Raw genomic sequence first — 24,530 nt, forward strand, 5'->3', positions numbered from 1 at the left:
CTGAACAAGTGTGGCGCTTCTGGCCCCATGGTCAACAAACGGTTCAGCAAGCCGGCTTGGTGGTTGCTTCTTCTTCAACGTCACGTGGATCCGCACCCATAGCGCCCGCTGCGCGACCGCGACCGCGATTCCTAACGGATCGTCGTCGCGTGCTTCAGGGCCCAGTCGAGCGCGAAGTCTGCGACGGCTTCCCACTCTGGGATCGCAGGCAACAGATGTGGTCCGTCGAACTCCACGATCTCGGTCACCGTGTTCGACTCGTAATGCTTGACGTTCGAATGGCCCACCTTTGGCGGGAAGAGAGGATCCTGCTTCCCCGAGATGAACAGGAGGGGCGGCCGAGCGTCGTTGTGGTAGTCGACGTAGGTGTCATCCTTCCCCGGGTGGATGTTCGCGAGCGCGCTCCCCCAGAAGATATTGCCGGAGGCAGGGATGTGGTACCGCTCGTACAGTGCCAGCGACTCCTCCTCGCTGAACGTGTTCGCGAACACGTAGTACCACTGCTCCGGCGTCAAGCCGACCGCTCGATGCCGGTTCGCGGGGTTCTTCAGGATGGGGAACGAGGACTTGATCTGGGAGAGCGGGATTACCTTCACGCCCTCGGTGGGCGCCGAGTTGATCGCCACCCCCGCTGCACCGAATCCGTGGTCGAGCAAGATCTGGGTGAACGCCCCGCCCGCGGAATGGCCCATGATGATGGGCGGGCGGTCGAGTTTCCCGATCATGTTCTCGAGCATGTCGATGATCTTTGCCACTTGGAGTTGCTCGATCGGTGTCGGATCGGCGCGGAGAGCCTCGACCTCAACCTCGAGGCCTGGGTACGCGGGCGCCAAGACCGTGTAGCCCTTGGCCTCGAAGTGCCGCTTCCAATGCTCCCAGCTGCGAGGTGTGACCCAAAAGCCGTGGATCAGCACGATTGTGTTGGGAGCCATATCTGATGCCGATGTCGCCATATCGCGCTCCTTCGCTCCACCATCCTTTGTACACCTCCCCCTTGGCAGGTGAAAGTAGCGAGCTCGCCGGCTGAATGCGATCTAGACGGTCGATCAGCATCGATTCAAACAGGGGTTACTCGACGAGCTTGCCGGCGACCGACACCTCCTGGATCAGGTCGGCAATCTCTGCTGGGATCGGTGGGATCTCCTCGCGCACGACACCGGTTCTAGGTGACCAGACGAGGTTCACCTGCAGCTCGGGGTCGATTTCCGGGTAGTCGCTGCGATTGTGTGCACCACGAGTCTCACGACGCTCGCGCGCCGCCTCGAGGGTGGCTCGAGCCGCGAGCGCAGCCGCCTTCAGATCGAACGCGTGAGCCAGATCCTGGTAGCCCGCGACATCCGGGTGCACCCCGATGTCGGACATGCGCGCCTCGATCGCGTCGAGCTCGGCGAGGCCCTGAGAGAGCCCCTCCTCGTCGCGCACGACACCCGCGAACGCGGTCATGGTGTCACGGATCGCACGCTGAAGGGCTCGCACATTCTCTTCGCCGGATGCCGCCAGCAGGGCCTCGATCTCCCCGCGCGCTTCGGCGACGGCCTCGGCAGAGCGTTTCTGAGCTGGCAACGCTGCGGAGTAGGCGGCGGCCGCCTGTCCGACGATACGACCAAAAACGAGCAGCTCGATAAGCGAGTTACCGCCCAGCCGGTTGGCTCCATGCAGGCCACTGGAGGCTTCGCCGATCGCGTACAGGCCGTCGACCTCGGTGCTGTGGTCCTCGGAGCGGACCCACACGCCGCCCATCGAGTAGTGCGCGGTCGGTGCGATCTCGATCGGCTCCTTGGTGATGTCGAGCATCTGTAGCTCGAGCATTGTCTGGTACACACGTGGCAGGCGGGTCATGATCGTCTCGCGGGGCAGGTGTGAGACGTCAAGCCACACGCCGCCGTTGGGAGTGCCGCGGCCCTCCTTGATTTCGGTGTAGCAGGCTAGCGCCACCCGGTCACGGGTTGAGAGCTCGAGGCGCTCGGGGTCGTAGTTCTGCATGAAGCGCTCGCCCAGGCCGTTGCGCAGGATGCCCCCCTCGCCGCGCGCCGCCTCACTGATGAGCGTGCCGGCCGCGTTCTCGGGTTCGATGATGCCCGAGGGGTGGAACTGGACGAGCTCGGGATCCCGCAGTCGTGCTCCGGCCTCGACGGCCAGGCGGAACGAGTCGCCGGTGTTCTCGTCGCGACGCGAGGAGGTGCGGCGCCAGATTCGGTTGTGGCCGCCGGCTGCGAGGATGACCGCATCGGCGTGGATGAGGTACCGGGTGCCGTCGTTGATGTCGAAGCCGTAGGCGCCGAAGACGACGTTGTCTTTCACGAGGATGCGCGTGATGTAGACACTGTCGAGGATCGGGATGTCGAGTTGGGCCGCCCGGTTGATGAGGGTGCGCTGGATTTCGAGCCCGGTGTAGTCGCCTGCGAATGCGGTGCGGCGGTACTTGTGCGCACCGAAGAACCGCAGCGAGATCCGGCCGTCGTCCTCGCGCGCGAACGGCATCCCGTAACGCTCGAGGTCCTCGATGCCTCGGCGCGCACCCTCGGTGACTACCTGAACGGTGTGCGGGTTGGCGAGGTAGTAGCTCTCCTTGATCGTGTCGGCGGCGTGTTGCTGCCAGCTGTCATCGGCATCCATCGTGCCCAGCGCTGCGTTGATGCCGCCGGCCGCGAGGGACGTGTGGGCGTCGTTCTTGGGGCGCTTACCGACCGCGAGCACGTCCACTCCGGCTTCGGAGAGTTCGATCGCGGCACGGAGCCCCGACCCTCCGGTGCCGATCACGAGGACTGAAGTGGATATTTGACGTTCTGACGCGCTCATGCTTCCACGCTAGGCACTCGCTTTGGATTACTCCAATGCATAAAGCTAGTGAATTCGATGCAGATACGCTATCGAGATGAACCTTGAGCAAATGCAGAGCTTCGTTGAGGTGGCTCGACTCGGGAACTTCACGCGGGCCGCCGAGCAGCTACATCTCGCGCAGCCCTCTCTGAGCCGCCAGATAGCCTCGCTCGAGCAAGACCTTGGCGCCGAGCTGTTCCATCGCTCGCGAGGTGGCAGCACACTCACGATCGCGGGCGAATCACTGCTGCCCTTAGCGCGACGGATGCTCGCCGACGCGGAGTCCGTCCGTCGCGAGCTGGCCGAGCTCGCCGGCTTACAGCGCGGCAGGGTGCGACTCGGCGCAACCCCCACGCTGTGCATCAGCCTCGTTGCAGAGGTTCTCAGCGCGTTCCACGCGGCGCATCCCGCCATCGAGCTGCATCTCTCGGAGCAGGGATCGCGGCGGCTGCTCGACGAATTGGCCGGTGGCGAGCTCGACCTCGCCTTGATCACCACGTCCGATGCGACTTCCGCCGGACAATTCACGGTGACTCCGTTGCTCGTCGAGGAGCTCGTGGTCATTTCGTCCGCTGGCGCGCCCCCGGTCACGACACGCGACACCATCGGATTCGAGGATGTCGCGGGCCTGCCGCAGATCGTGTTCAGCTCGACCTACGACCTCCGCAGCACGACCGATGCCGCGTTTCAGGCGGCGGATCTCAAGCCCGATGTAGTGCTCGAGGGAGCGGAGATGGATGCTGTGCTGCGGTTCGTGGAACGCGGGCTCGGTGTCGCGATCGTCCCTGCGATGGTGCTCATCGACCGCCCGGGATTGCGATCGGTGCGACTCGCGCGGCCGTCGCTCACCCGGACGATCAGCCTCGCCCGCCCGAGGGACGTCGCGTCGACCATCGCGGTCGAGGTTATGCAGCGCACGATCGCCACCACCGCTACAGCGCTCGCGGCCAGGGCGGGGGCGACTATGCGCCGCGCCGATGTGGGTGCGTGATCTCCGGAAACGCTTGCCACCACCCACGGTCGTGCCCCACGAATCGAGTGGGCTGGGACCGAAGGTCAACCGCGTAGGGAGGCGAAATCGGGTGTGCCGCATGCTCACTGATGCAGTCGGGATGGTGTCGGGTTCCATCTCGCCAATCATCGAGCTATCGCGGACATCGCCCCGCTTGTCGCCAACGAGACCGTCGCGTGGGCGATCTTCGACGGCTCAACACCTCAGTCGAACTGCGGTTCCCGTGTTCGAGACCGTTTGAGCTCGAAGAAGCCGTCGTAACTGGCGGCGGCGACGATGCCATCCCATAGGGTCAGCGCCATCTCGCCAGTCGGCGCAGGCGAGATCACCGGCCCGAAGAATGCGACGTCGTTCACGGCGATAATAGGCGTGCCGACGTCCTGCCCGACCCTGCTGATACCGTCGAAGTGGCTTGCCCGGAGCGCCGCGTCATGCTCGTCGCTGTCGGCATACCGAGCGAGAGCGGCATCCAGCCCCAATTCGGCCAGCGCGGCGGCGATCACTTCCTCGGCATCCTTCTGTCCACCGGGATGGATTCGTGTGCCGAGCGCATCGTACAAGGGCTTGATTACCTCGGCCCCGCTCACCTCGCCGAGCGAGGCGACCAGGCGGGCGTACCGCAGGGAGCGAGGCAGGAAGGCGCGGTGATCGTCCGAGACATCCTTGTCCTCGTTCAGGACCGCCAGGCTCATGATCCGCCAGGTGACATCCAGGTCTCGCCGTTCCGCAACCTCGTCGACCCAACGGCTGGCCATCCAAGCCCACGGGCAGGATGGATCGAACCAAAAGTCAACGGTGGTCGGAGAGGCGGCGGCGGGAGAATTCATTCACCCATTAGACCTGACTTATCCGGAAGATTGCCGCGTCGCGTTCATCGAAGGGTTCGTGGCGATGCACTACCAGCGGTTCAGGCGCATGAGGCAGGCGACGCTGCCAGGGATCTGGGGTGCTGGTTGAGACCCGGCTCCTTTGGCTGGGGGTTCTTCCATACCCGGCGCTATTTGATCCCGCTGGGGCGGCTTCGGTGGCAAGTGGAATTCGAGAGTCAATGCGTAAAATGCCTCTTGGCGGGGACATCCGCGCCCTCTGTGTTTCGGGGCCGAAATGAATATTCCGAACTTCCCGCAACAGAATAAAGCGACCCTCCCGGGTCGCCTCTTTCGTTTCTGGGCGCTCGTGACGGTCGGCCGATGACGTTCACATCGTTCACCGGCCACGCCTCACGCGAGAACGGCACGCCTGAGTCGGTACTCGTCCAGTTCGACGAGCTGCCTCTCATAAAGAGCCTCCGCCTTCGCGAAGTTTCTTCTTGACGAACGCGTCCTTCTTGACTCACGGAATCATGGCTGCCGCCCGCCGGGCCCGGATCACCCGCTACGGATGATGCTGCCGACACGCAGCGGAGTACCGTGGCTGCCATGATGAATCGGGCTACTGCCCTTTTTCTCGCCGCGGGAGCCCTCCTGACGGCAACGATCACCGCGGGATGTGCCCAGACTGAACCGCAGGCGCAGGACGAACCGCCCGCGGTTTGTTCGGCGGTCAGCTCGCTTAAGGCGTCAGTCGCGGACGTGACGACCGTCGACCTTAACCAGGGCGCACTGGCGGAGCTGCAGGACAACCTCACCCAGGTAAAATCCGATTTGGGCAAGGTTAAGGACGAGGCCAAGGGCGAGTATGCCACCGAGATCGACGCCGTCGAGCAGGCCTCTGCCTCGGTCGGTTCTAGCGTCGGCGCGGCCATTACCTCGCCCTCGGCGCAGACGATCAGCGACGTCGGCACAGCCGTCCAGACGCTGGGTACGTCCCTGTCGACGCTGGAGGATGCCGTCGAGAACACCTGCTGAGCACTGCCGAGGCCCGTTCCGCCGAGGGGGTGGGTGACTGCGGTTGTGGCTTGCTGGTCGTGCTGTCTGGATCCCCTTCTTGGTCCCGCAAGACTATCGACCTCCTCCGGTTGAATTGACCGGCTCTCGACCGTGACGCCGACGGGTCCGGACCACACCGGTGGCAAGTTCCGGGTACTCCAGCCCGTCGAAGATGAGACCTGTTTTCTTGACGCCCGAACCATGAGGGGGCAGAGGCAGCTCACAATGCAGGAATCGCACACCATGCCATTCGGCGTGCACTTCGATTCGTTCCCTCACCTCTGCCTCTGATTGTCAGCCCGTGATCGTGACGTAAACCCCCGGAACGTCCGCGGCAGCTGCGCGAGCCCGACGGCGGATGACGTACTCGGCCACGACGAGGTTGATGACCCACGCCGCGCCCGTGAACACGACCTGGCCCGTGCTATCCGGTGGGCTGGCAAGGATTTCGGGTCCGATGATCACGACGACGAGCGCGCAGCTGAACACCATTGCCTCCATGGCCCCGTCCATGTCGTCCGCCAACGCTGTCGGCAAGGCTACGGCGGACAGCCAGATGACCTTCCACAGCACTTCGAGAAGCAGCAGTGGCAGCATCCGAATTGGATAGCGCAAGCCGAGCAGTGCCAGCAGCGACATGGCGGTGAGGATGCATGCGACCACGCCCTCGAACAGCGGCATGTTCTCGATGTGATCGAAGAACAGCGGCCATTTCACGATGATCAGGCCAACCGCCATGAAGGCGTAGCCAAACCTCAGTATGTGAAGGCGGTAGAGCGGGAGCTCCGAAACGGCGGAGCCGCGGAGTCGCGGCGCTGGGGCAGTGTCATTAGTGACCATGAGGTCCGGCTATCGGGTGCGATCTGGGACCAAATTCTGTCCTTGGCTCGAACCATACAGGTGGGCGGATACGTGCGCTCGAAAAAACGGGCGCGAGTTCGGGTCTACTTGTTCGCGAGGATCGCCACTGCTCGCCTCGCGAGGATCGTGCGCCGCAGCTTGTGCAAAATCGGCAAAAGGCCGTAGATCACGATGGGCACCGCGATCGTTGCGAGGACAAGCGTGCGTACCGCGGTAGGCAGCATGGTGAGCCATTCGCTGAGCACGAGGTTGATCATCAGCAGAGTAGGAAACACGGCGAGCCAGATCATGAGCGCCATCTCGTGTTTCGACGGCGGGCGGACCACGGCGGGCGCAGCGGTGGATCGGGTATTGGGCATTGGGCATTGTGGTCTCTCCTACGGTCGGTGGCCAGGTTTCGGGATCTGGTTGCACGTCAGACAAGATCGCGAGCGGCGCGTCGGATGTCGTCGATGACCAGGTCGTTGTTGATCGCGATCGCGGCGGTGGACCCCTCTCCGGCCGCCGTGATGACTTGAGCGCGGGGGTTCACCGCGTTGCCGGCGGCCCAAACACCTGGCACGCTGGTGCCGCTCACGTCGTTGGTGCGCACCCAGCCGTCCTCGGTGCAGGCGCATCCGATCGAGCTGAGTAGGTCGCTGTTGGCGGCAAATCGCGGGCGGACGAAGATGGCATTGCGCCGGACGACCTGGCCGGTTTCGAGTTGCACTCCGCTGATCTCATCGTCGGTAATAATGAGGCGACGTACGGGGCCGTCGACGATTCGAATGTGGCGGGCGGTGAGTTGCATCCGCTGCTCGGAGGTCAGGGCGTCACCGTGGGTGAAGATCACCACGTCGGGGCACCATTGGCGGACCAGTTGGGCGTGCTGAACCGCCTCCGGTGTGCCGCCGAGGACACCGACCGGCTGATCGCGCACCTCCCAGCCATGGCAGTAAGGGCAGTGCAGCACATCGCGCCCCCACCGTTCCGAGATTCCCGGGACTGACGGCAGCACATCCCTCAGCCCGGTGGTAACCAGTACCCGGCGTCCGCTCAGCTGGCGTCCGTCAGCCAGCACGACTCCGAAGCCGCTCTCGAGGTCGCCGTCCAAGGTGGTGACAGTGCCGGAGACGATTGTTCCGCCATAGCCGCGCACCTCGGACCGTCCGATGTCCAATAGTTCCGCGGGCGGCTGACCCTCCCGAGACAAGTACCCGTGCATGTGTGCGGCCGGCGCGTTCCGCGGACTCCCGGCGTCGATCACCACAACGCGGCGAAGCGCCCGCGAGAGTACGAGCGCTGCAGATAGCCCAGCGGCGCCGCCGCCCACGATCAGCACATCGTATTGTTCCGATTGTTCATGGCTCATGCCATCAACAGTCCGATATCGTTCGCAGACCACCAACATTTGTTGCTGTTTCCGGGATGAGGAGGAGACGGAATGGAGTCCTCCCCCGCCGTTACTGCTGCGGCGCTCGGCGAAGTCGGGGCGCGACTCAAGCGATTGCGTCAACTCCGCGGAGTAACGCTTGCCGATCTTGCCGAGCGCACCGGAATATCCAAGAGCACGCTGTCTCGCCTCGAGACCGGACAGCGCCGGGCCAGCCTTGAATTGCTACTGCCCTTGGCACAGGTCTATCGAGTGCCTCTCGATGACCTTGTCGGCGCTCCGGATGTCGGAGATCCACGCCTCCGCCTCAAACCGAGACGAATGAACGACCGCACGGTGATTCCGCTCACCCGTCAGCCGGGGGGCATCCAATCGTGGAAGATCGTCATTCCAGCCGTCCCCCAGCTACCCGAGCTCAAGACACACGAGGGATACGAATGGCTCTACGTACTCTCTGGCCGGATGCGTCTCATCCTCGGCGAACACGATCTCGAGCTCGGACCCGGCGAAGTGGCCGAGTTCGACACCCGCACACCGCACTGGTTCGGGAGCACCGGCACACAAGCCGCCGAGATCCTGAGCCTGTTCGGAAAGCAAGGAGAACGGCTCCACGTACGCGCTGCGACTCGGTGACCTAGCAATAGCGCTCGACTGGGTGATTAACCGCTGATGCGAGCCGGCACGCGCCGCTAGTGCCACCCGGATCGACCGAACCCCACCGGGCTCATGCATACTGCTGATGAATCTTTATTTGCGTGTCAGAGAGGACGCGACATGGTGCGATCGATCGTCGTCGGGGCGGGGATGGTGGGGCTGGCCACGGCTTGGCATCTCCAGGAGCATGGCGTCGAGGTCACCGTCATCGACCGCACCGGAGTCGCGGCGGGTTCATCGTGGGGGAACGCCGGTTGGCTGACGCCCGGCAAGACGATCCCGCTGGCGGATCCGAGTCTGTGGACCTACGGGCCGAGGGCGTTGATGGATCCAGACGCCGCATTGCACGTGCCATTCCGAGTCGACGCGGGGCTGTGGTCGTTTCTGGCACGGTTCGCGTCGCACGGCACGCACGGGGCGTGGGATCGCACCATGGCGTCGCTCACTCCGATCGACCGAATGGCGTTGGAGTGCTTCGATGAGCTGACCGCCGGGGGCGTTGCCGCGGAGACACGTAAGGGTCCGTTCGTGATCGGGTTCACCGAGGAAGCACACTCGAAAGGGTTCCTGCGCGAGATCGAAGGGGTCATCCGACACGGCCAGGACGTCCCGATCGAACGGCTCGAGAACCCTCGTGAGCTCGCCCCGCAGCTATCCGACGCAGTGAAGGTCGCGTACCGCCTCGACGGGCAGCGGTTCATCGAACCCGGCCCGTACGTGCAGGCGCTCGCGGATGCTGTCACCGCCCGCGGCGGGAAGCTGCAGACCGGGGTTGCGGTCAGGTCGGTCGACTCCGCGGGTCAGCCGGGTGTGACGCTCGCCGATGGTGAGCGGATGATCGCGGACTCGGTCGTGATCGCAACCGGGGCGTGGCTGCCCCAGCTGGCTCGCCCCCTCGGCGTGAAGGTGCGTGTACAGGCCGGACGCGGGTATTCGTTCACCGTCGACACTGACGAGCCGGCGCGGCATCCCGTCTACCTCCCGTTCCAACGCATCGCTTGCACCCCCTACCAAGGCCGGTTGAGGATTGCCGGCACCATGGAATTCCGCCAAGCCGACGAACCGGTGCAGCCCCGCCGAATCCAGGCCATCGTCAATCAAGCCCGCACGCTCCTGACCGGGTTGGACCTGGACGACCGGCACGACGAATGGGTTGGCTCCCGCCCCGTGACCCCGGACGGCCTTCCCCTCGTCGGCGCCACCCGCGCCCCGGGTGTCTACGTCGCCGGCGGTCATGGCATGTGGGGCATCGTGCTGGGACCGGCCACGGGCAAAATGCTCGCCGAACGCATCGTCACAGGGAAGACGGATCCCGTCATTGCGCCATTCAACCCGCTCCGCTGAAGAACCGGGTTGACCGAGCCAGCACGGCCCACCTTAGGTGCGGATGGAGCCATGCCGAGCTGCTGGCGCCCGGAGGGCAATGACGAGAAGCCAGACGCTCCAGACGACGATCAGCACAATGCCAGCAAGGGTGGGTATGCGGTTGGCCGGCGAGAAACCGCTTGCTCCGATGATCCAGCCCTGGGCGACGTAGGCCGCTCCCGATAGTGCCATCAGGTAGCCGATCATGCTGCTGACTCGTGCGGTCCCGATGATGACGCCGCCGAACAGGATTAACGCCAGTCCCAACATGAAGCTCTGATAGCTGCGTACGCCCCATTCGAGCCAGCGCATCGCCTCCGCTGCGGCGAAGTACGACGCCTTGTCTGGGCCGGAGGCACTCGACCAGGCGTCGACGGTGTGCTTGAGGGCGACGCCATCAACGGCCTGCAAGACCGCGTAGGACGCCAGAGCGACGATCGCGGACAGCGCCCCGAATCGGTTGAGCCACATCGGGGCGCGCACCGGCGGATCCAGCGCAAAGTACAGCGCGACCAGACCGGCCACGAGCACAGCCATGCCAACAAACTGGCCGAGGTGCACCGCGGTCCATAGGTCGCTGGCGGCGTACAGGGCGAAGATCGCGGCATGATCGTTGGCATCGGCGCCCTCGGGATGCACGAGCCCGGCCAGCGCCGAGACGACAACACCGGTCAGGATTAGCACCGCCGCCAACCGGAGAGGACCTCGACCGTCTCGCCCGATCGATTCTTGGTCACTCATCAGAGCTCCTTACCGACGGCGAAGCCGAATCGCGTCAGTCCTAGGGATGTCGCAGGAATGTTCCGCCCCTCGCCGCCCGCGTGTCAAGCCCCGTGTCGGCTCGGGACAGACCTCGCGCAGCACTGCCAGATCGCCGCGGCGTATGCTTGCTCCCAGACTTCCAGCTTCGGCTGGCGGGTACTGGTTGAGACAGTGCATTAACCCCCGGCCCTTGTAGCCGGGGGTTTTTCCGTGGGCACGAGCAAGCATGACCATCGCGGTCCGCACGAGCGCGGGAGGGGTCAGGCTGGCGGGAACGCCCCTGCGAGTAACCGGTGAACGCGTTCGGCCAGTACGGCATCGATGTGGCCGGGTTTTGAAACGCGTTCGGTAGCTTTTTTCGGCCACAGAACGTGCATGCCGCCGATGGTGAAGTGTCCCCCGATGAGCGGCCAGTCGGCCTCCACGAAGCAGAGCATTCCTGTGACAGGGATCTGGCCGAGGTCGGCTGAATCGAGCGCAGAGCGCACATGTTCGACCTGTTTGTGCAGGCCCTCGACGAGGTTTGTGCAATTGCGCGAGCCCACGATCAGTTTCTCGACCCGCGGCCGAATGATGCCTCCTTCAACCCGCAGACTGGGCCGACCCTTGTACTTCTTCGCGTCTAGGACAAACACCCCAGAAGGCCCCACAACCATGTGATCGATATTGGCTCTGCTGCGTGGGATGCGCCGGTCATGGAGCAGGTGCAAGCCATGGTTGGCAAGTCTGTCGAGGCGACGGCCCAGACGTTCTTCGCCGGCCGCTCCGGTCGCCCATGCCCTCGTGCTCTGAGGATCATCGCTCATAGCGAGAATGAGTCCGCCGATCAGTGGGTGCTTTGTTTGAATTCGGCGTTCGCGACTCTTCTGGCGGCGCTCGTACTCCCGCTGAGCCGAGGCGCCAGCAGTGCCTGCAAAGACTGCTGCGGGTTCCGCGGTCTCAGGTTGGCGCACGGGGTCTTCGCTCGTGGGAAGGTCGCCAGTCTTCGGGGCCGGATGCGTCTCACCGGCAGAAGCGTGTTCTGGCATGCAGTTCAGGCAGGTGACCTTCCTGGCTTCGCGGTCGTGCACTGCGGTCGTGCCGACCGGAAGTTCGCGGTCACACCCCCGGCATTTTCCGGCGTATCGAAGTTGGATCGTCTTCGGCGCCCCCGCCGCTTCATCGCTCACACCGACGACCCTAGAGGTTTAGGGAAATATCTCCGGCTAGCGTCCCGATCAGTTGTGCCAGTCATTGCTCTCTGCGCCCGTCCTGTTTCCGCTGAAGTCTGGCGTTATGTTCTTCCCGATCCACGGGAAGAACCAATTGACGGATCTCAGTCGCGCCTTCCGCGGGATGAGCGACCGCGACGGTTTCACGAACTCGGATGACAGCTCAACCTACGAACGCGCGGTTCCCCTTTCCGGGCTTTGTACTCGCTACCCGCTCGGGGTCGACCAGCACCGACACCGTGCGCGGCGGCACCGTGACGGTTCCGGTCGCTGCATTCCAGGTCGTCTGCTTGACCACCGAATCCGTGCCGGATGCCTGGATCTGGTGAAGTCTGAAATCGCGCCCGGCGAGCTCGCCCAGCACGACGGTCTGCGCCTCGGGGCTGGCGTTGAACACCACGAGAAGCCCGTCGAGGTCGTCGTCGACGTCCGCTCCGATCCTGTCGTCTACGCTCATCGCGATGACCCCCGGCGCGGCATCCGGACCGCTGCCCGGGAATGTCAGCTTCTGACCGATCAGCCCCGCGTCACCGAGCCGGAACAGCTCGGTCGAATGCTTGAGCCGCAGCAAATCCTGGGCCTGGGCGGTGGCGAACGCAATGTCCCCCGAGGTCGGCTTGAGGGCCGGATCCTCGAGCAACGGAATCATGAGGGGCCACTTGTCCTCGTTGTCCGCCGCGGTCGGCAGGCCCACACCGAAGTTGTTCGTCTGGCCGGTCCAGTCGATGCGGTTGAACCAGTCCCCCGAGTTGTAGCTGTTGCGGTCGAGTGATTTCGACCGGAGCAGGTCGGTGCCGGCGTGCCACAGCGACGGGGTCTGCGACAGCGTCGCCGTGGCCAGCGACAACGTGTTCATACGCACACGATCGGCCATGGCCGTGTCGGCCGGGAGCTTCAGGGCGAGCAGATCGAACAGCGTCTCGTTGTCGTGCGCGTCAACGTAGTTGATCACCTCGTCCGGTTGATCGGCGTAGCCCGCGGGCGACCCGTTGTAGTCCAGCTGGTCGCCGCGCTTCACCGTGCCATCGGCCGAGACGAAGCTGAAGGCGCGCAGGTTGCCGGCAAGACCGAGCCGCACCAGATCGCTTTCGTGCGCGAGCCGGTCCAGGGCCTGGTCGGTCGTGCCGTTGATCGGGGCGCCGTTCGGGTCGGTTCCGAGCCCGGTGCCGAATCCCTGCTCCTGCACGGTGGACCCGTCGACCGGGCTTCCGCCGTGCACCGCGTCGCGTAGCCGGTCGTTGAAGGTGCCGATGCCGGTTCCGCCGAGTTGGCCCTGGGTGGCCTGCTCGAACAGGGCGTTGTTCGCGACTTCTCCGAAGTTCCAGCCCTCGCCGTAGAGGTAGACGGCCTTGCCGTTCACTCCGTGCTTCTTGAGCGTCAGGGCATCGAGGGCGTCCCGGACGGCGAGCATATTGGCCTTCGAGTGGTGGCCCATCAGGTCGAATCGGAATCCGTCAACCTTGTATTCGGTCGCCCACAGCACGACGGAATCGACCATGAGCTTCTGGGCGAGCGCGTGCTCTGTTGCCACGTTTTGGCAGCAGGTTGAGGTTTGCACGCTCCCCTGCGCGTCGAGGCGGTGGTAGTAGCCGGGCACGATCCGGTCGAACACCGACTTGTCGCCCTGCCCGCTCTGGGCGGTGTGGTTGAACACCTTGTCGAGCACGACCTGCAGACCGGTCTTGTGCAGGGCGCCCACCATGCTGCGGAACTCCGCGACGCGTTCGCCGCCCGCCGGGTTCACCGCGTATGAGCCCTCCGGCACCGAGAAGTGGTACGGGTCGTAGCCCCAGTTGAAGCCGTCCTTGTCGGCGATGGCCTGAATGCAGGCCTGCTGCTCCGGCGATGCCGGACCGAACGACGCGAGGTCGCAGGCCGGTTCCAGCTGCGCGGCTCGATCCTCCTCGATGGTGGCGATGTCGAAGGTCGGCAGCAGGTGCACGGTGTTGAGCCCGGCATCCGCAAGTTCGGCCAGGTGGTCGGTGCCGGCGCTGTCGACCGCGAAGGCGCCATACGTGCCGCGCAGTTCCTCCGGAACGGACTCGTCGGAGATCGAGAAGTCACGCACGTGCAGCTCGTAGATCGAGCGGTCGACGGGGTTCTCGATCACCGGTGCCTTCGTCTTATCCCACACCTTCGGGCGGTACTGCTTGTCCGCGAGGTCGACCAGCGTGGAGCGGGTGGAGTTCGTAGTGAGGGCAACCGAGTACGGGTCGGTGACCTGGTTCACCTCGATCGCGCCGGTGGACGGCGCGTAGACGGTGATTTCGTAGACGTAGGATGCCGCGGCCCATTTCTTGGTCCCGGTAGTCGTCCACGAGCCGTCTGATTCACGCTCGAGAGCGATGCGCTCCGGCTCGGCCGCGTCCCCGCGCAGCCAGACGAGGGCGTCGACGTTCTGGGCGGTCGGAGCCCAGAGCGCCAGACTGGGCGTCTTCTTCGTCCAGGTGGCGCCGAAGGTTCGATCGGCCGCGGCATCGGCGTAGAGGTCGTCGAGGACGCCGGGCAGCTGGATGCCCGTGAACGCGTTCAGGGTGGCGCCATCGTGCTGCGCAACCTGGAGCTGGCCGGTCAGCAGCTGCTCGATCGCGGCGCGGTCGGCGCCAACGGGCCGCAGCGCGACTGAATCGGCAAGCGCCGGGAACCGTGCCTTCTCCTCGTTGGAGAGACCGGCCGGGTCGTACTCGAGCTCGAGGGCGTCACCGCCGGTCACCTCACCGTCGACGACCGCTAGGTCGGCTGTCGCCGACGAGTGCAGCGCGTAATCGAGGTTCGCCGGGTTGGCGTTGGTCGGCAGCAGATCCCGCGGCCAGGCGATGGTGGACTCGCTCAGCCAGTGAGCGCGCAGCTGCCCGGTGCCGGCGAGCGGCGGGTCGGTCACGGTGATCGTGAGCACATGGCTGGCCAGATGGTAGCTGAACTGCACCTCCTTGCCCTCGGTCGCGGTGAACGGGATGTTTGCGCCGTTCCGCACACCGTCGAGGCCGTAGTTCTCATCCCAGCTCAGGTTGTGCGCGGTCTTTGCCTCGTACGAGCCGGTGGGCAGGGCGCTCGATGACCAGGTGAGGGTGCCGTCGCCGTCGGTGTCCTGCAGCCAGGTGGCGAGGCAGTCTGGTTGCCAGTCGCCGGAGCATCCGGCCTCATCCTGGAACGAGCCGGGCGCGACGACGATGGCGCCCTGCGCGGTGTTCTGGAAGAAGTTCGTTCGCGGGTCGTAGTAGAAGGTGACGGGGCCGCCCGGTGCCGTGAACGTGACGTCGGCGCCGCCCGGTACGCCGCCGGCTCCGTAGTTCACGTCCCAAGTGCCGTTGATCGCCACCTTGTAGGCGTAGTCGCCGGCGGGGATGTCGAAGGTACCCGCGTAGACACCGTCGGCGCGGAGGATGAGCGCTGCCGCCTCGCAGCCGGGTTGCCAGTCGCCGGCGCAGCCCATCTCGGAGTTGTGGCTGCCCGGCACGGTGACCAGGTTGATCTCCGGTTCCGGCTCCACGGTGTCGCCGAGGCTCACCGCGTTGCCGACCGACGCGTAGCTGGATGCGGCGGCACGGTTACCCGCGGCATCCGTGGACACTGCTCGGTATTCGATGAGCGTGCCGTTCGCCAGCCCTGTGGTGTCGTGGAAGACGCGGGGACTGGTGTCTTCCGCGGTGCCGAGGGCGCTCCAGTCGGCGCCGCCGACGACCCGCCAGGCGAAGCTGGTCTCCTGCCAGGTGGCGTCGTCGACGTCAGCGCCGACGGCCGAGACGCCGGTCACGCCGGCTCCGGCCGCTGGCACGTCCACCGAGACCGCGGCCGCGACATCCGGTGCCGTCACGGCACGATCGGCGACGAGCACGACGGCGCTTAACGCGGGAACCGTGAGGGTGAGTTCACCCGCATTGTTCGATGTGGTGCCGGATGCCGCGGGGCCGTAGAGCACCGAATATGTCGCCCCCTCGGTCAGCGAGGCCAGGGTCACCGTCTTGTTCGCGGTGGAGTTGTTGAGCGCGACGAGGTGCTCGATTTTCTCGGCGCGGTCGACCCGGCTGAACGCGTAGACACCGGCGCCGTTGTCGGCGTATCGCTCGATCTGCGCGCCCTGCGAGAGCGCGGGATGGCCGCTCCGCAGCTCAGACAGGGCCTCGATGTGCCCGTACAGCGGTGCGGTGGTGTCGAATCGGTCGACCGATCCGGCGGTCTCGCCGGTGATGAGCGGCTGATTCGCGTACTCGGTCACCTGGGTGGCGAACAATGACTGGCGGGAGTCCTTGTCGTTTCCGGCACCGGCGCCCATGAATCCCTGCTCGTCGCCGTAGTAGACGACAGGCTGGCCGCGGGTGAGATACATCAGCTCGTGCGCGAGCTCATCACGGTCCAGCGGGGCATCGGTGTTCTTCATGAAGTAGCCGACGCGGCCCATGTCGTGATTGCCGAGGAAGGTCGGCAGCGCGTAAGCGTTCGAGTCCGGCGTCGTGTAGAGGTCATCGCTGGCGAATAGCTGGCTGAGGCCCCTGGCCGAGTTGCCCGCCGCGAAATTCGTGGCCTGCGACTGGAACGCGAAGTCGAGCACCGAGTTCATATCGGTGTTGCGCACATACGGCGACAGCTTCGCGGCATCCGCGTCGTAGACCTCGCCGAACATGAAGAATTCCGGCTTGCCCTGCGCGTGGGCATAGTCGAGCACCTCGGTGGTCCAGGTTTCCCAGAACTCGGGGTTCACGTGCTTGGCCGTGTCGATCCGGAAGCCGTCGATGCCGAGGTCAACCCAGTCTTGATAGACGTCGACGAATCCGTTGACGACCGTCGGATGCTCGGTCATAAGGTCGTCGAGGCCGGAGAAGTCCCCGTCGAGGGCGCTCTCGCCCTGGAAGGTGGAGTCACCGCGGTTGTGGTACAGCGTCAGGTCGTTGAGCCACGCCGGCGCCTTACGGTTGGCGTTCTCTGTGCTGACCGTCGGCGTGTACGGGAAGGAGGTCGCGGCATCCAGGGTGGGGAATTCGCTCGTGCCCGCGTACTCGGCCGGGTCAAATGGTTCGCCCGCCGAGGTTCGGTACGGCGAGGTGGCCTTGTCGATGTAGGAGTACTGCTGTTCCTCGTAATCGATCAGGTCGGCGGTGTGGTTGGTGATGATGTCGAAGTAGACCTTGATGCCCCGCTCGTGCGCATCGGCGATGAGCGCTTCGAGCTCGGCGTTGGTGCCGAGGTGCGGGTCGATCTGGGTGAAGTCGGTGATCCAGTAGCCGTGGTATCCGGCGGAGGCGTTGCTGCCGGACCCCTGCACGGCGTTGTTTTTGAACGACGGGGTGAGCCAGATCGCGGTCGTGCCGAGACCCTCGATGTAGTCGAGCTGCGAGCGGAGACCGGCGAGGTCGCCACCGTTGTAGAAACCCTTGTTGGTGGGATCGAACCCAGACAGCATCGGGTCAGTGCCCAGACCTGCAGTGTTGTTCGTGGGGTCGCCATCATCGAACCGGTCGGTCATGACGAAGTAAAACTGTTCGTCGCTGCCGGGCTGGCGGATGGGGGCTGCCACCAGGTCGGCGTCGGCCTCGGAGTATGCGCCGGCCAGCGACACAGCCTCGAGGCCGATGCGCTTTGCCGCGAGGTCGAAGGTGAAGCGCAGGGTGCTCTCGCCGGCGAGAGTCAGCGGGACGTTGTCTCCGCCGCCGTTGAGGCCGTAGGACTCGTCCCAGCCGTCGTTGAGCGCCACCTTGTACTCGAAGGTTCCCGCTGGCACGGTGAACTCAGCGGACCAGACGTTCTCGGTGCCGGTCGGAACCAGCTCGGAGACGTCACAGGCCGGCTGCCAATCCTCCGAGCATCCGAGTTCCGACTGCAGGCTACCGACCAGGGCTACTGTTGGCGCGTCCTCCGCGGCGGCGGCCATGGGCACAAGCGCAAGGACCGACGCGACGAGCGCACCAGCTGCGATCGTGGCGAGGAAACGTGTGGCAGTGGCGCGATTAGTCAACATTGACTCTCCCAGTGGTGTGCACATCAACGCTCGAGTGGCGACAGGTGAGAACGTATCGGTTCAGGCTGCGGTTGTGCAAGCGTTTTCATAAGAGCCCGCACGGTCGCGCGCTGTTGTGCCCGACAGGGCAGCCGCGGTAGAGATGGGGTAGCGCACCCGCACCGAATCCTGGCTCCGGCTCCAGTGCTGGCACCGAAATGGAGGTCAACATGGAGATCGGCTCAGTAATCGTGGCAATCGGCCAGGTCGTGGACGTTATCGGAGTGCTTGCGATCATCGTTGGAGTGATCTACGCGGTCGTAGACGCAGGCCTGCGCGGATTGCGTCGGCAGAGGCCGATCTATACCCGATTCCGTCGTGTGCTCGGGCGTGCGATTCTGCTTGGCCTCGAGTTTCTGGTCGCGGCCGACATCATCCGCACGGTCGCGGTGACGCCCACGCTCCAGTCCGTCGCTGTGCTCGGCGGTATCGTGCTCATCCGAACATTTCTCAGCTGGGTCCTGCAACTGGAAATCAGCGGGAGGTGGCCGTGGCAGAAGCCGACAGAGGCGACGACCGAATCCGCCCCAGGCACGGGTTGACTGGCACGGTTGGTAGCCGTCGCTTTTACCCTTCGATCGTGCTGTGATGGAAGCATCGCAGCGAGGGAAAGCGCGGGTGGTAGGCATGAGCGAACTGGGTTGGGTGCTACTAGCACTCGCGAGCATCATCTTCGCCGAAATTGTCGGGGTCGCCGTCATAGTGCGGCTGTTGTACAAACGGATTCGTGGCAGCCGCGCCCTGGGCGGTGCGGTGCTTCGTACTCGTGCCCGCTTCAGTCGGGGCGCCCAACGGAAGGTTTTGAAACTGCGGGTCCGCCTGAGGGAGACTCTCGACAGTGGGCAGGCGGCTGTCGACCTCGCGCAGCGTAATGACGGCCCGCGCGGTGAAGTTCTCCGCCTCTTCGGTCGAATTCGAAGCGCAGGAGAGACGCTGGAATGGCAGCTGCGGCTGATGGAAAGCGAGTACGACGCCGCCATTCTTGCCGAGCGGTTACCCGTGGCCAGCCGCCAAGTTGACGAGGTGGCGGGGTTGGTGCGCCGAGTGCGCTCAGCCGTCGCAACGGGGCTGGACGGTGTCACCGACGACACCCTGACCATGCTGCGCTCCGACGTCGATCGGGAGGTCGCTGCGTTGCACGCCGGGGTGCAGGAGTTGCACGCACTCAACGGGAACGATGTGCTGTCCGAACCGCAGTGGCAGCATCGACGGATCGCCTGAATCGAGGGAAACCAGAAATGAGCCTCACCGCCCGCTTGCGAACGATCTTCCGCAGCAAATCGTCCCGGGTGCTCGACCGGATGGAAGACCCGCGTGACGCCCTCGACGACAGCTACGACCAACAGGTGAAGATGCTGCAACAGGTGCGCCTGGGGTTGGCCGAGGTTGCGACGGCGAAGAAACGGATCGACCTTCAAGGCCAGGAAATGGGCGCTCGCTACGAACGCCTGTCCGATCAAGCTCAAGAGGCTCTGAATCAGGGCCAGGACGACCTAGCCCGCACGGCATTGGAGCGTCGCGCTCTCCTCAAGCGGCAAGTCGCGACGATCCGTGACCAGTACACCGCGCTCCAGCAGCAGCAGAGCCAACTGCAAGACAATGAGCGCCGTCTCGCTGACCGCATCGCCGCATTCCGGACCGAAAAGGAGGCGATCAAAGCCAACTACACCGCCTCCGCCGCGCGAGTGAGGGCGAACGAGGCCGCGGCGGGTCTCGACTCCCAGACGAGCGATGTTGGGGCCAGCCTCAACCGCGCAAAAGACCGTATTGCTCAAATGCAGGCCCGCGCCGATGCCACCGATGAACTGCTGGCCAGCGGCGCGCTCCACGACCTCACTGCAGCACCGGATGAGGACCTTGAAATACAACTGGCAGCGGGTGCGGCGAAGGCGGAAGTCGACCGCCAACTCCAGGCGATGAAGAACGCCAGCACGTCAGGCCGCCAGCCTGACGCTGACACAGAGGCAAAGGGACCGAACGCGTGGCTGAGCATTGCGTCCCCGCCCAAGCCACCAGACCCCGCTCCATGAGACGGTAGCCACGGAAAACTGCGGCACCACCCCATTGCTCCCAGTGGAATGTGCATCCTACGATCGCCGCGATTGGAGTGTGCATCATGGAAAACCCCACGGGAGGGCCAGGACTCCGCAGGTACCTTGCTGCAGGCATCCTGTCGGCCGCCGCCCTAAGCGGGTGCACCGAGTCGCCACCAACAGAGGGCGAGACCTCATCCCCCAGCCCATCCAGCGCTCACTGTGCGGACGAAGGCGTGCACTGCCTCGGTGAACTCGAAGCGGGCACCTACTCCTCTTCCACATTCGATCCTGCCGTGACCTACACGGTCCGGGAGGGTTGGACGAACCTCGCAGACGAACCTGACATCGTCATGCTCACGCCCACGGGCGTGACATTCGACGATCTCATCCACGATGAAGGCTTCGCCCTCATTCTCGCCACCGACTCGACAGCGGCAACCGAGGACTGCGAGCCGCACGCGGCATCCGGGTTGGAAACTCCTGAAGCGATCCTTGGACATCTGCAATCCCGGCCGTCGTTGCAGATAACCGGCGTAGAGAACGTCGAGATAGGCGGCCTCGAGGGGGTCATGTTTGACACTGAAATCGTCGACGGTCAAGACCTGCTCTGCCCCGGCTTTGAAGATCAGTCGTGGGTCCCCGCACTGATAGCCCTCGACGAGGGAGTGGCAACCTGGGCCATCGGGCCCGCACCTGGCACGCTTAATCGGTACATCCTGCTTTCGCACGACCGTCAGGTCATCAGCATCAGTATCGACTCGAACTCGGCGGAAGGGGCAGACGACCCGAAAGTGGATCAGATGATGGACATCGTCGCGAGCATGGAATTCGATCTGCCCGTTACATAGTAGCGAGCGAATATTCCCGTCGTTCCCACTCAGGCCAGGTCGCGCAGGACTGGGTCGAGCGCGGCGATGGATGCTTCAGGATCGGCGTACAGGTCGAGGCTGATCAGGATGCGGGTCGGAGCGACGCGCCACATGCCCTTGTCGGGGAACGGCACGATGTCCATGTCGAGCTGAAACGGATGCGCCTGCCTGCCCAGCTCCGAGGCGATCGCCGTCATCAGATTGGTGACGGCCAGACCGGCATCGTCATGAGCCAGCTGCTCATGCGCTCGCCGATTCAGCCTGTCGGCAACGCGCAAAACCTCCGGCCATCGGGGGGAAATGAACGCGCGCAATTCGCCGCTCATGGGCAGGTCGGGGGCGGCGACGGCGCCGGGATGGGAATACGCCGGCATCGCATCCGCGGGTATGTCCACCGCCCGCGCCCACCACTGTGCCCATTCCGCGGCGATCGAGTGGGCGAGCCGTAGCGGCATCCCCGGCGTTTGCGAGATCCCGGCACCAGTTCGGGGCAGGTCGAGGCCGTCGAACTCATCGGCACCGAGCATCTCACGCACGATCAAATGTGCGACCAATGAGCTGCCGGAGTTCCCGCGCACGGACCAATGCGGCCCCGACCCGGTATACATCAGATCTCGCGAACCACTCGCGCCGGGTTGCCGACCGCGATCACGTTCGCCGGAATGTCTCGCGTCACGATGGCGCCGGCACCGATCACACTGTTGTCGCCGATCGTCACCCCGGGGCAGACGATCGCTCCCCCGCCCAGCCAGACGTTGTTGCCGATCGTGATGGGCTGAGCTGCCTCAAGCTTGTCGCGTCGCGGCTGCGGCTCGATCGGGTGGGTCGGCGTCAGCAGCTGTACGTTGGGCCCGATCTGGCAGTCCTCACCGATCGTGATGGTCGCGACATCCAGCGCGGTGAGGTTGAAGTTCACAAAGGTGCGCGCGCCGATGTGCACGTTGCTGCCGTAGTCGACCCACACGGGCGCCCTCACGTGTGCCTCGTCGCCGAAGCTGCCGAAGAGTTCGCGCGCAATCTCCTGGGCCGCGTTGACATCTCGCGGGAAGACCTCGGCGAAGCGCGCGGTCAGGCTGAAGGCGCTTTGCTGCGCCTCGGCGATCGCCGGGTCATCCGCAATGTAGAGGTCGCCGGCGAGCATCCGTTCCTGATTGGTGCGGGTGTCCCCCGCGAAATAGTCAGTGGTCACCGTTCGATCGTACGTCCGTACAAACAGGTGCGACCGATTTCACTAGAATTCTTCAGTGACTACGACCACTTCCTCCCCGCGCACCGCTTCGCCCGGCCGCAATCGCCTCGACAGCTTCTTCAAGATCACGGAGCGAGGTTCCACGGTTGGCCGCGAAATCCGCGGTGGACTGGTCACGTTCATGACGATGGCCTACATCGTCATCCTCAACCCGCTCATCCTGGGCGGCACTGAGGATGTCGCGGGCACAGCGCTCGACGGTCAGCAGCTGGCCGCGGTGACCGGCCTCACCGCCGGGGTGATGACTATCCTCTTCGGACTCGTCGCAAACCTGCCGTTCGGCCTGGCCGCCGGCCTCGGCATCAACTCGTTCCTCGCGGTGAGCGTCGTCGGCCAGGTCACCTGGGCCGAGGCGATGGGGCTCGTCGTCATCAACGGCCTCATCATCGTGCTGCTCTCGGCCACCCGCCTGCGCGAACTGATCTTCAAGGCGGTGCCCGCCCAGCTGAAGATCGCCATCACCGTCGGCATCGGCCTGTTCATCGCCTTCATCGGGCTGGTTGACGCCGGCTTCGTGCGCGCCAGCGGCGCCGCATCACCGCCCGTGCAGCTCGGCGAAGGCGGATCGGTCACCTCGATCCCCACCCTCGTGTTCATCGTCGCCCTGCTGATCATGGGCGTGCTGATGGCCCGCAAGGTCAAGGGTGCTCTGCTGATCGGCATCCTCGCCGCCACCGTCATCGCCATCATCGCCGAGGCCATCTTCAAGATCGGCCCCTCGTTCACCGCAGACGGCCCGAACCCGGCCGGCTGGAACCTCAACGTACCGACCCTGCCCGAGGCGATCGTCGCCGTGCCCGACCTCGGACTCATCGGCGCGTTCGACTTCGGCGCCTTCGAGCGGATTGGCTGGCTCGCCGCCATCATGCTCGTCTTCACGCTCGTCTTCACCAACTTCTTCGACGCCGTCGGCACGCTCACCGGCCTCACCAAGGAAGCCGGACTCCAGGACGACAAGGGCAACTTCCCCCGCCTCAAGTCGGCCCTGATCGTCGAAGGGATCGGCGCCGTCGCAGGCGGTGCCACCTCGTCGTCGTCGAACACGATCTTCATCGACTCCGCTGCAGGCGTCGGCGAAGGCGCCCGCACCGGATTCGCGAACGTCATCACCGGCGTGCTGTTCCTGCTGGCGATGTTCTTCACCCCACTCACCCAGGTGGTGCCGCTCGAGGTCGCGGGCGCCGCCCTCGTCATCGTCGGTGTGCTGATGGTGGCGCAGATCCGCCTGATCGACTGGACCGAGTTCTCGGTCGGTCTGCCCGTCTTCCTGACGGTCGTCGTCATGCCCCTGACCTACTCGATCGCGAACGGTATCGGCGTCGGTTTTATCAGCTGGGTGATCGTGCGATCGTTCGCGGGCAAGGCCAAGCAGATCTCGCCGCTGCTCTGGGTCGTCGCAGCCGGCTTCCTGATCTACTTCGCTCGCGGACCCATCGAGGCGCTGATCGGCGGCTGATCCGCGCCTAATCGACGCTGGTCGGCCCGCTCAGCGGTGCGGGTCGACCTCAGCGGATCGCCTCGCCGCCAGCATCGCCAGCCGGGCTCGCGCGTTCTGCTCACTCGGCGAGACCGGGCCGAGCACCCGTTTGCCGACGATGAGCAGCAGCCTCGTCATGGTCACCGCCGGCCACCACGGCCGACGCAAACCGAGCAACTCGCGGTAACGCGGGTCAAGGGACGCCACCGCTCCCCCGAACAGGATCGGGTACGCCTTGCCAGTGAGGCCGGGCAGCCCTGGCCTGCGCAGGAAGCGCACGGCTTCGGCGACTCTCTCGTCCGGCTTTGCGTCGTCGAGGAACGCGGTCATCTCGTCGCGCAGTTCGGCGATGCTGGTCGGTGGGTGCTGCACGCCCATCAGCCGCCCTGCCTGCGCCCACTCGCGCACGTAGGCATCCGCCCCGCCGGGGATCGGCCCGCCCCAGATCTGGTGGGCACCGATGAACGCCTCAGTGAATGCGTCGTGCACCCAGCGCAGCAGCTCCTCGCTGTTCGCCGCGTAGCTGCGTTCCACCCCGCGAGCGTCGACATAGGTGCCGGTGACCCGCTCATGGAGGCGGGAGACGAAGGCGGATGCCGCGATGGCGCTCCGTCGGTCGCCGAACGTTGTGGTGGCAACCCACCGCACCGTGCCGTCGAGCCGCCCGAGCGGGTCGTCGTTGTAGCTGGAGTGATCGTGCACGCCGGCCATCGCGCCCGGATGCAGCGTCTGCAACAGCAGCGCCCGGATGCCGGCGACCAGGGTCGGCAACGCCCCGTTAACCGTCCACACCGCGCTACCCGGCCCGAAGAATCCCTCGTCCTCGCCCTCAACGAGCGACCGGGTCCAGGCCGGCGGTTCCCGGCGCCCGTGCCGGCCAGGGCGCCAGCGTGTGGCGCCGATGCTGCTGCCTGCGGGATCACCCATACTCGACCGTAGACCGCGGAGGGTCACACGCGGCTGCGGATCCGCTGCGAAACCG

The 24,530-nt window shown here is 65.1% G+C and carries 21 protein-coding genes; 9 read left to right on the forward strand and 12 right to left on the reverse strand.

Annotated elements, in window-relative coordinates; all coding sequences use genetic code 11:
• Positions 1-131: 131 nt before the first annotated feature.
• Positions 132-932 carry an alpha/beta hydrolase gene (locus HCT51_RS07575; RefSeq protein ID WP_166872245.1) on the reverse strand — a complete coding sequence of 267 codons (801 nt, stop codon included), beginning with the start codon at positions 930-932 and terminating at the stop codon, positions 132-134.
• A gap of 136 nt (positions 933-1,068) precedes the next feature.
• Positions 1,069-2,799: an L-aspartate oxidase gene (locus HCT51_RS07580; protein ID WP_166872242.1), complete on the reverse strand. Its 1,731-nt coding sequence runs from the start codon at positions 2,797-2,799 to the stop codon at positions 1,069-1,071.
• Positions 2,800-2,875: 76 nt separating this feature from the next.
• Between HCT51_RS07580 and HCT51_RS07585 the strand changes: the two genes are divergently transcribed.
• On the forward strand, positions 2,876-3,811 hold the full coding sequence (locus HCT51_RS07585) for a LysR family transcriptional regulator (protein WP_166872239.1): 936 nt from the start codon (positions 2,876-2,878) through the stop codon (positions 3,809-3,811).
• Positions 3,812-4,035: 224 nt separating this feature from the next.
• Here the strand turns inward: HCT51_RS07585 and HCT51_RS07590 are convergent, their stop codons facing one another.
• Complete coding sequence (locus HCT51_RS07590) at positions 4,036-4,659, reverse strand: mycothiol-dependent nitroreductase Rv2466c family protein (protein ID WP_166872235.1); 624 nt, start codon at positions 4,657-4,659, stop codon at positions 4,036-4,038.
• A 591-nt stretch (positions 4,660-5,250) separates the two neighbouring features.
• On the opposite strand from HCT51_RS07590, the gene HCT51_RS07595 reads away from it, so the two are divergent.
• Positions 5,251-5,679, forward strand: a complete 429-nt coding sequence (locus HCT51_RS07595; RefSeq protein ID WP_166872232.1) for a hypothetical protein — start codon at positions 5,251-5,253, stop codon at positions 5,677-5,679.
• A 315-nt stretch (positions 5,680-5,994) separates the two neighbouring features.
• On the opposite strand, the gene HCT51_RS07600 is transcribed toward HCT51_RS07595, so the two are convergent.
• The 3 genes from HCT51_RS07600 to HCT51_RS07610 form a co-directional block, all read right to left on the reverse strand.
• Positions 5,995-6,438 (reverse strand): hypothetical protein, encoded by a 444-nt coding sequence (locus HCT51_RS07600; RefSeq protein ID WP_166872229.1) that lies wholly within the window; start codon positions 6,436-6,438, stop codon positions 5,995-5,997.
• Between the two features lie 206 nt (positions 6,439-6,644).
• A complete protein-coding gene (locus HCT51_RS07605) occupies positions 6,645-6,920 on the reverse strand; it encodes a putative antibiotic biosynthesis monooxygenase (RefSeq protein ID WP_166872226.1) in 276 nt (91 codons plus the stop codon).
• Between the two features lie 56 nt (positions 6,921-6,976).
• The gene (locus HCT51_RS07610) at positions 6,977-7,912 is read right to left on the reverse strand and encodes an NAD(P)/FAD-dependent oxidoreductase (protein WP_166872223.1); all 936 of its coding nucleotides are present in this window, start codon (positions 7,910-7,912) and stop codon (positions 6,977-6,979) included.
• A gap of 72 nt (positions 7,913-7,984) precedes the next feature.
• Between HCT51_RS07610 and HCT51_RS07615 the strand changes: the two genes are divergently transcribed.
• Positions 7,985-8,566, forward strand: coding sequence for a helix-turn-helix domain-containing protein (locus tag HCT51_RS07615; protein WP_166872220.1), 582 nt, complete (start codon positions 7,985-7,987; stop codon positions 8,564-8,566).
• Between the two features lie 141 nt (positions 8,567-8,707).
• Positions 8,708-9,931, forward strand: coding sequence for an NAD(P)/FAD-dependent oxidoreductase (locus HCT51_RS07620; RefSeq protein ID WP_166872217.1), 1,224 nt, complete (start codon positions 8,708-8,710; stop codon positions 9,929-9,931).
• A gap of 33 nt (positions 9,932-9,964) precedes the next feature.
• Here the strand turns inward: HCT51_RS07620 and HCT51_RS07625 are convergent, their stop codons facing one another.
• The 3 genes from HCT51_RS07625 to pulA form a co-directional block, all read right to left on the reverse strand.
• Positions 9,965-10,693, reverse strand: coding sequence for a hypothetical protein (locus tag HCT51_RS07625; protein WP_166872214.1), 729 nt, complete (start codon positions 10,691-10,693; stop codon positions 9,965-9,967).
• A gap of 281 nt (positions 10,694-10,974) precedes the next feature.
• Positions 10,975-11,883, reverse strand: a complete 909-nt coding sequence (locus HCT51_RS07630; protein ID WP_224760729.1) for a nuclease-related domain-containing protein — start codon at positions 11,881-11,883, stop codon at positions 10,975-10,977.
• Between the two features lie 205 nt (positions 11,884-12,088).
• On the reverse strand, positions 12,089-17,878 hold the full coding sequence (pulA, locus tag HCT51_RS07635; protein WP_166872211.1) for a pullulanase-type alpha-1,6-glucosidase: 5,790 nt from the start codon (positions 17,876-17,878) through the stop codon (positions 12,089-12,091).
• Between the two features lie 209 nt (positions 17,879-18,087).
• On the opposite strand from pulA, the gene HCT51_RS07640 reads away from it, so the two are divergent.
• The 4 genes from HCT51_RS07640 to HCT51_RS07655 all read left to right on the forward strand — a co-directional run bounded on the left by HCT51_RS07640 (position 18,088) and on the right by HCT51_RS07655 (position 20,801).
• Positions 18,088-18,459, forward strand: a complete 372-nt coding sequence (locus HCT51_RS07640) for a DUF1622 domain-containing protein (protein ID WP_166872208.1) — start codon at positions 18,088-18,090, stop codon at positions 18,457-18,459.
• A gap of 85 nt (positions 18,460-18,544) precedes the next feature.
• Positions 18,545-19,138, forward strand: a complete 594-nt coding sequence (locus tag HCT51_RS07645; protein ID WP_166872205.1) for a hypothetical protein — start codon at positions 18,545-18,547, stop codon at positions 19,136-19,138.
• A gap of 17 nt (positions 19,139-19,155) precedes the next feature.
• Complete coding sequence (locus HCT51_RS07650; RefSeq protein WP_166872203.1) at positions 19,156-19,947, forward strand: PspA/IM30 family protein; 792 nt, start codon at positions 19,156-19,158, stop codon at positions 19,945-19,947.
• A gap of 299 nt (positions 19,948-20,246) precedes the next feature.
• Complete coding sequence (locus HCT51_RS07655; RefSeq protein WP_166872200.1) at positions 20,247-20,801, forward strand: hypothetical protein; 555 nt, start codon at positions 20,247-20,249, stop codon at positions 20,799-20,801.
• A 29-nt stretch (positions 20,802-20,830) separates the two neighbouring features.
• Here the strand turns inward: HCT51_RS07655 and HCT51_RS07660 are convergent, their stop codons facing one another.
• Together HCT51_RS07660 and HCT51_RS07665 are read right to left on the reverse strand one after the other, a co-directional pair.
• On the reverse strand, positions 20,831-21,358 hold the full coding sequence (locus HCT51_RS07660; RefSeq protein ID WP_166872197.1) for a hypothetical protein: 528 nt from the start codon (positions 21,356-21,358) through the stop codon (positions 20,831-20,833).
• A 71-nt stretch (positions 21,359-21,429) separates the two neighbouring features.
• The gene (locus HCT51_RS07665) at positions 21,430-22,011 is read right to left on the reverse strand and encodes a sugar O-acetyltransferase (RefSeq protein ID WP_166872193.1); all 582 of its coding nucleotides are present in this window, start codon (positions 22,009-22,011) and stop codon (positions 21,430-21,432) included.
• Between the two features lie 55 nt (positions 22,012-22,066).
• On the opposite strand from HCT51_RS07665, the gene HCT51_RS07670 reads away from it, so the two are divergent.
• Positions 22,067-23,527: an NCS2 family permease gene (locus HCT51_RS07670; RefSeq protein ID WP_191413817.1), complete on the forward strand. Its 1,461-nt coding sequence runs from the start codon at positions 22,067-22,069 to the stop codon at positions 23,525-23,527.
• 30 nt (positions 23,528-23,557) lie between these two features.
• On the opposite strand, the gene HCT51_RS07675 is transcribed toward HCT51_RS07670, so the two are convergent.
• Positions 23,558-24,475 carry an oxygenase MpaB family protein gene (locus HCT51_RS07675; protein ID WP_166872189.1) on the reverse strand — a complete coding sequence of 306 codons (918 nt, stop codon included), beginning with the start codon at positions 24,473-24,475 and terminating at the stop codon, positions 23,558-23,560.
• Positions 24,476-24,530 lie beyond the last annotated feature (55 nt).

The sequence above is a fragment of the Salinibacterium sp. ZJ450 genome (genome assembly GCF_011751885.2).
GTDB lineage: Bacteria > Actinomycetota > Actinomycetes > Actinomycetales > Microbacteriaceae > Ruicaihuangia.

Coding starts and splice junctions, on each gene's coding strand:
- HCT51_RS07575 (WP_166872245.1), bottom strand. CDS start 932: ATGGCTCCCAACACAATCGTGCTGATCCACGGCTTTTGGGTCACACCT.
- HCT51_RS07580 (WP_166872242.1), bottom strand. CDS start 2,799: ATGAGCGCGTCAGAACGTCAAATATCCACTTCAGTCCTCGTGATCGGC.
- HCT51_RS07585 (WP_166872239.1), top strand. CDS start 2,876: ATGAACCTTGAGCAAATGCAGAGCTTCGTTGAGGTGGCTCGACTCGGG.
- HCT51_RS07590 (WP_166872235.1), bottom strand. CDS start 4,659: ATGAATTCTCCCGCCGCCGCCTCTCCGACCACCGTTGACTTTTGGTTC.
- HCT51_RS07595 (WP_166872232.1), top strand. CDS start 5,251: ATGATGAATCGGGCTACTGCCCTTTTTCTCGCCGCGGGAGCCCTCCTG.
- HCT51_RS07600 (WP_166872229.1), bottom strand. CDS start 6,438: ATGGCGGTTGGCCTGATCATCGTGAAATGGCCGCTGTTCTTCGATCAC.
- HCT51_RS07605 (WP_166872226.1), bottom strand. CDS start 6,920: ATGCCCAATACCCGATCCACCGCTGCGCCCGCCGTGGTCCGCCCGCCG.
- HCT51_RS07610 (WP_166872223.1), bottom strand. CDS start 7,912: ATGAGCCATGAACAATCGGAACAATACGATGTGCTGATCGTGGGCGGC.
- HCT51_RS07615 (WP_166872220.1), top strand. CDS start 7,985: ATGGAGTCCTCCCCCGCCGTTACTGCTGCGGCGCTCGGCGAAGTCGGG.
- HCT51_RS07620 (WP_166872217.1), top strand. CDS start 8,708: ATGGTGCGATCGATCGTCGTCGGGGCGGGGATGGTGGGGCTGGCCACG.
- HCT51_RS07625 (WP_166872214.1), bottom strand. CDS start 10,693: ATGAGTGACCAAGAATCGATCGGGCGAGACGGTCGAGGTCCTCTCCGG.
- pulA (WP_166872211.1), bottom strand. CDS start 17,878: ATGTTGACTAATCGCGCCACTGCCACACGTTTCCTCGCCACGATCGCA.
- HCT51_RS07640 (WP_166872208.1), top strand. CDS start 18,088: ATGGAGATCGGCTCAGTAATCGTGGCAATCGGCCAGGTCGTGGACGTT.
- HCT51_RS07645 (WP_166872205.1), top strand. CDS start 18,545: ATGAGCGAACTGGGTTGGGTGCTACTAGCACTCGCGAGCATCATCTTC.
- HCT51_RS07650 (WP_166872203.1), top strand. CDS start 19,156: ATGAGCCTCACCGCCCGCTTGCGAACGATCTTCCGCAGCAAATCGTCC.
- HCT51_RS07675 (WP_166872189.1), bottom strand. CDS start 24,475: ATGGGTGATCCCGCAGGCAGCAGCATCGGCGCCACACGCTGGCGCCCT.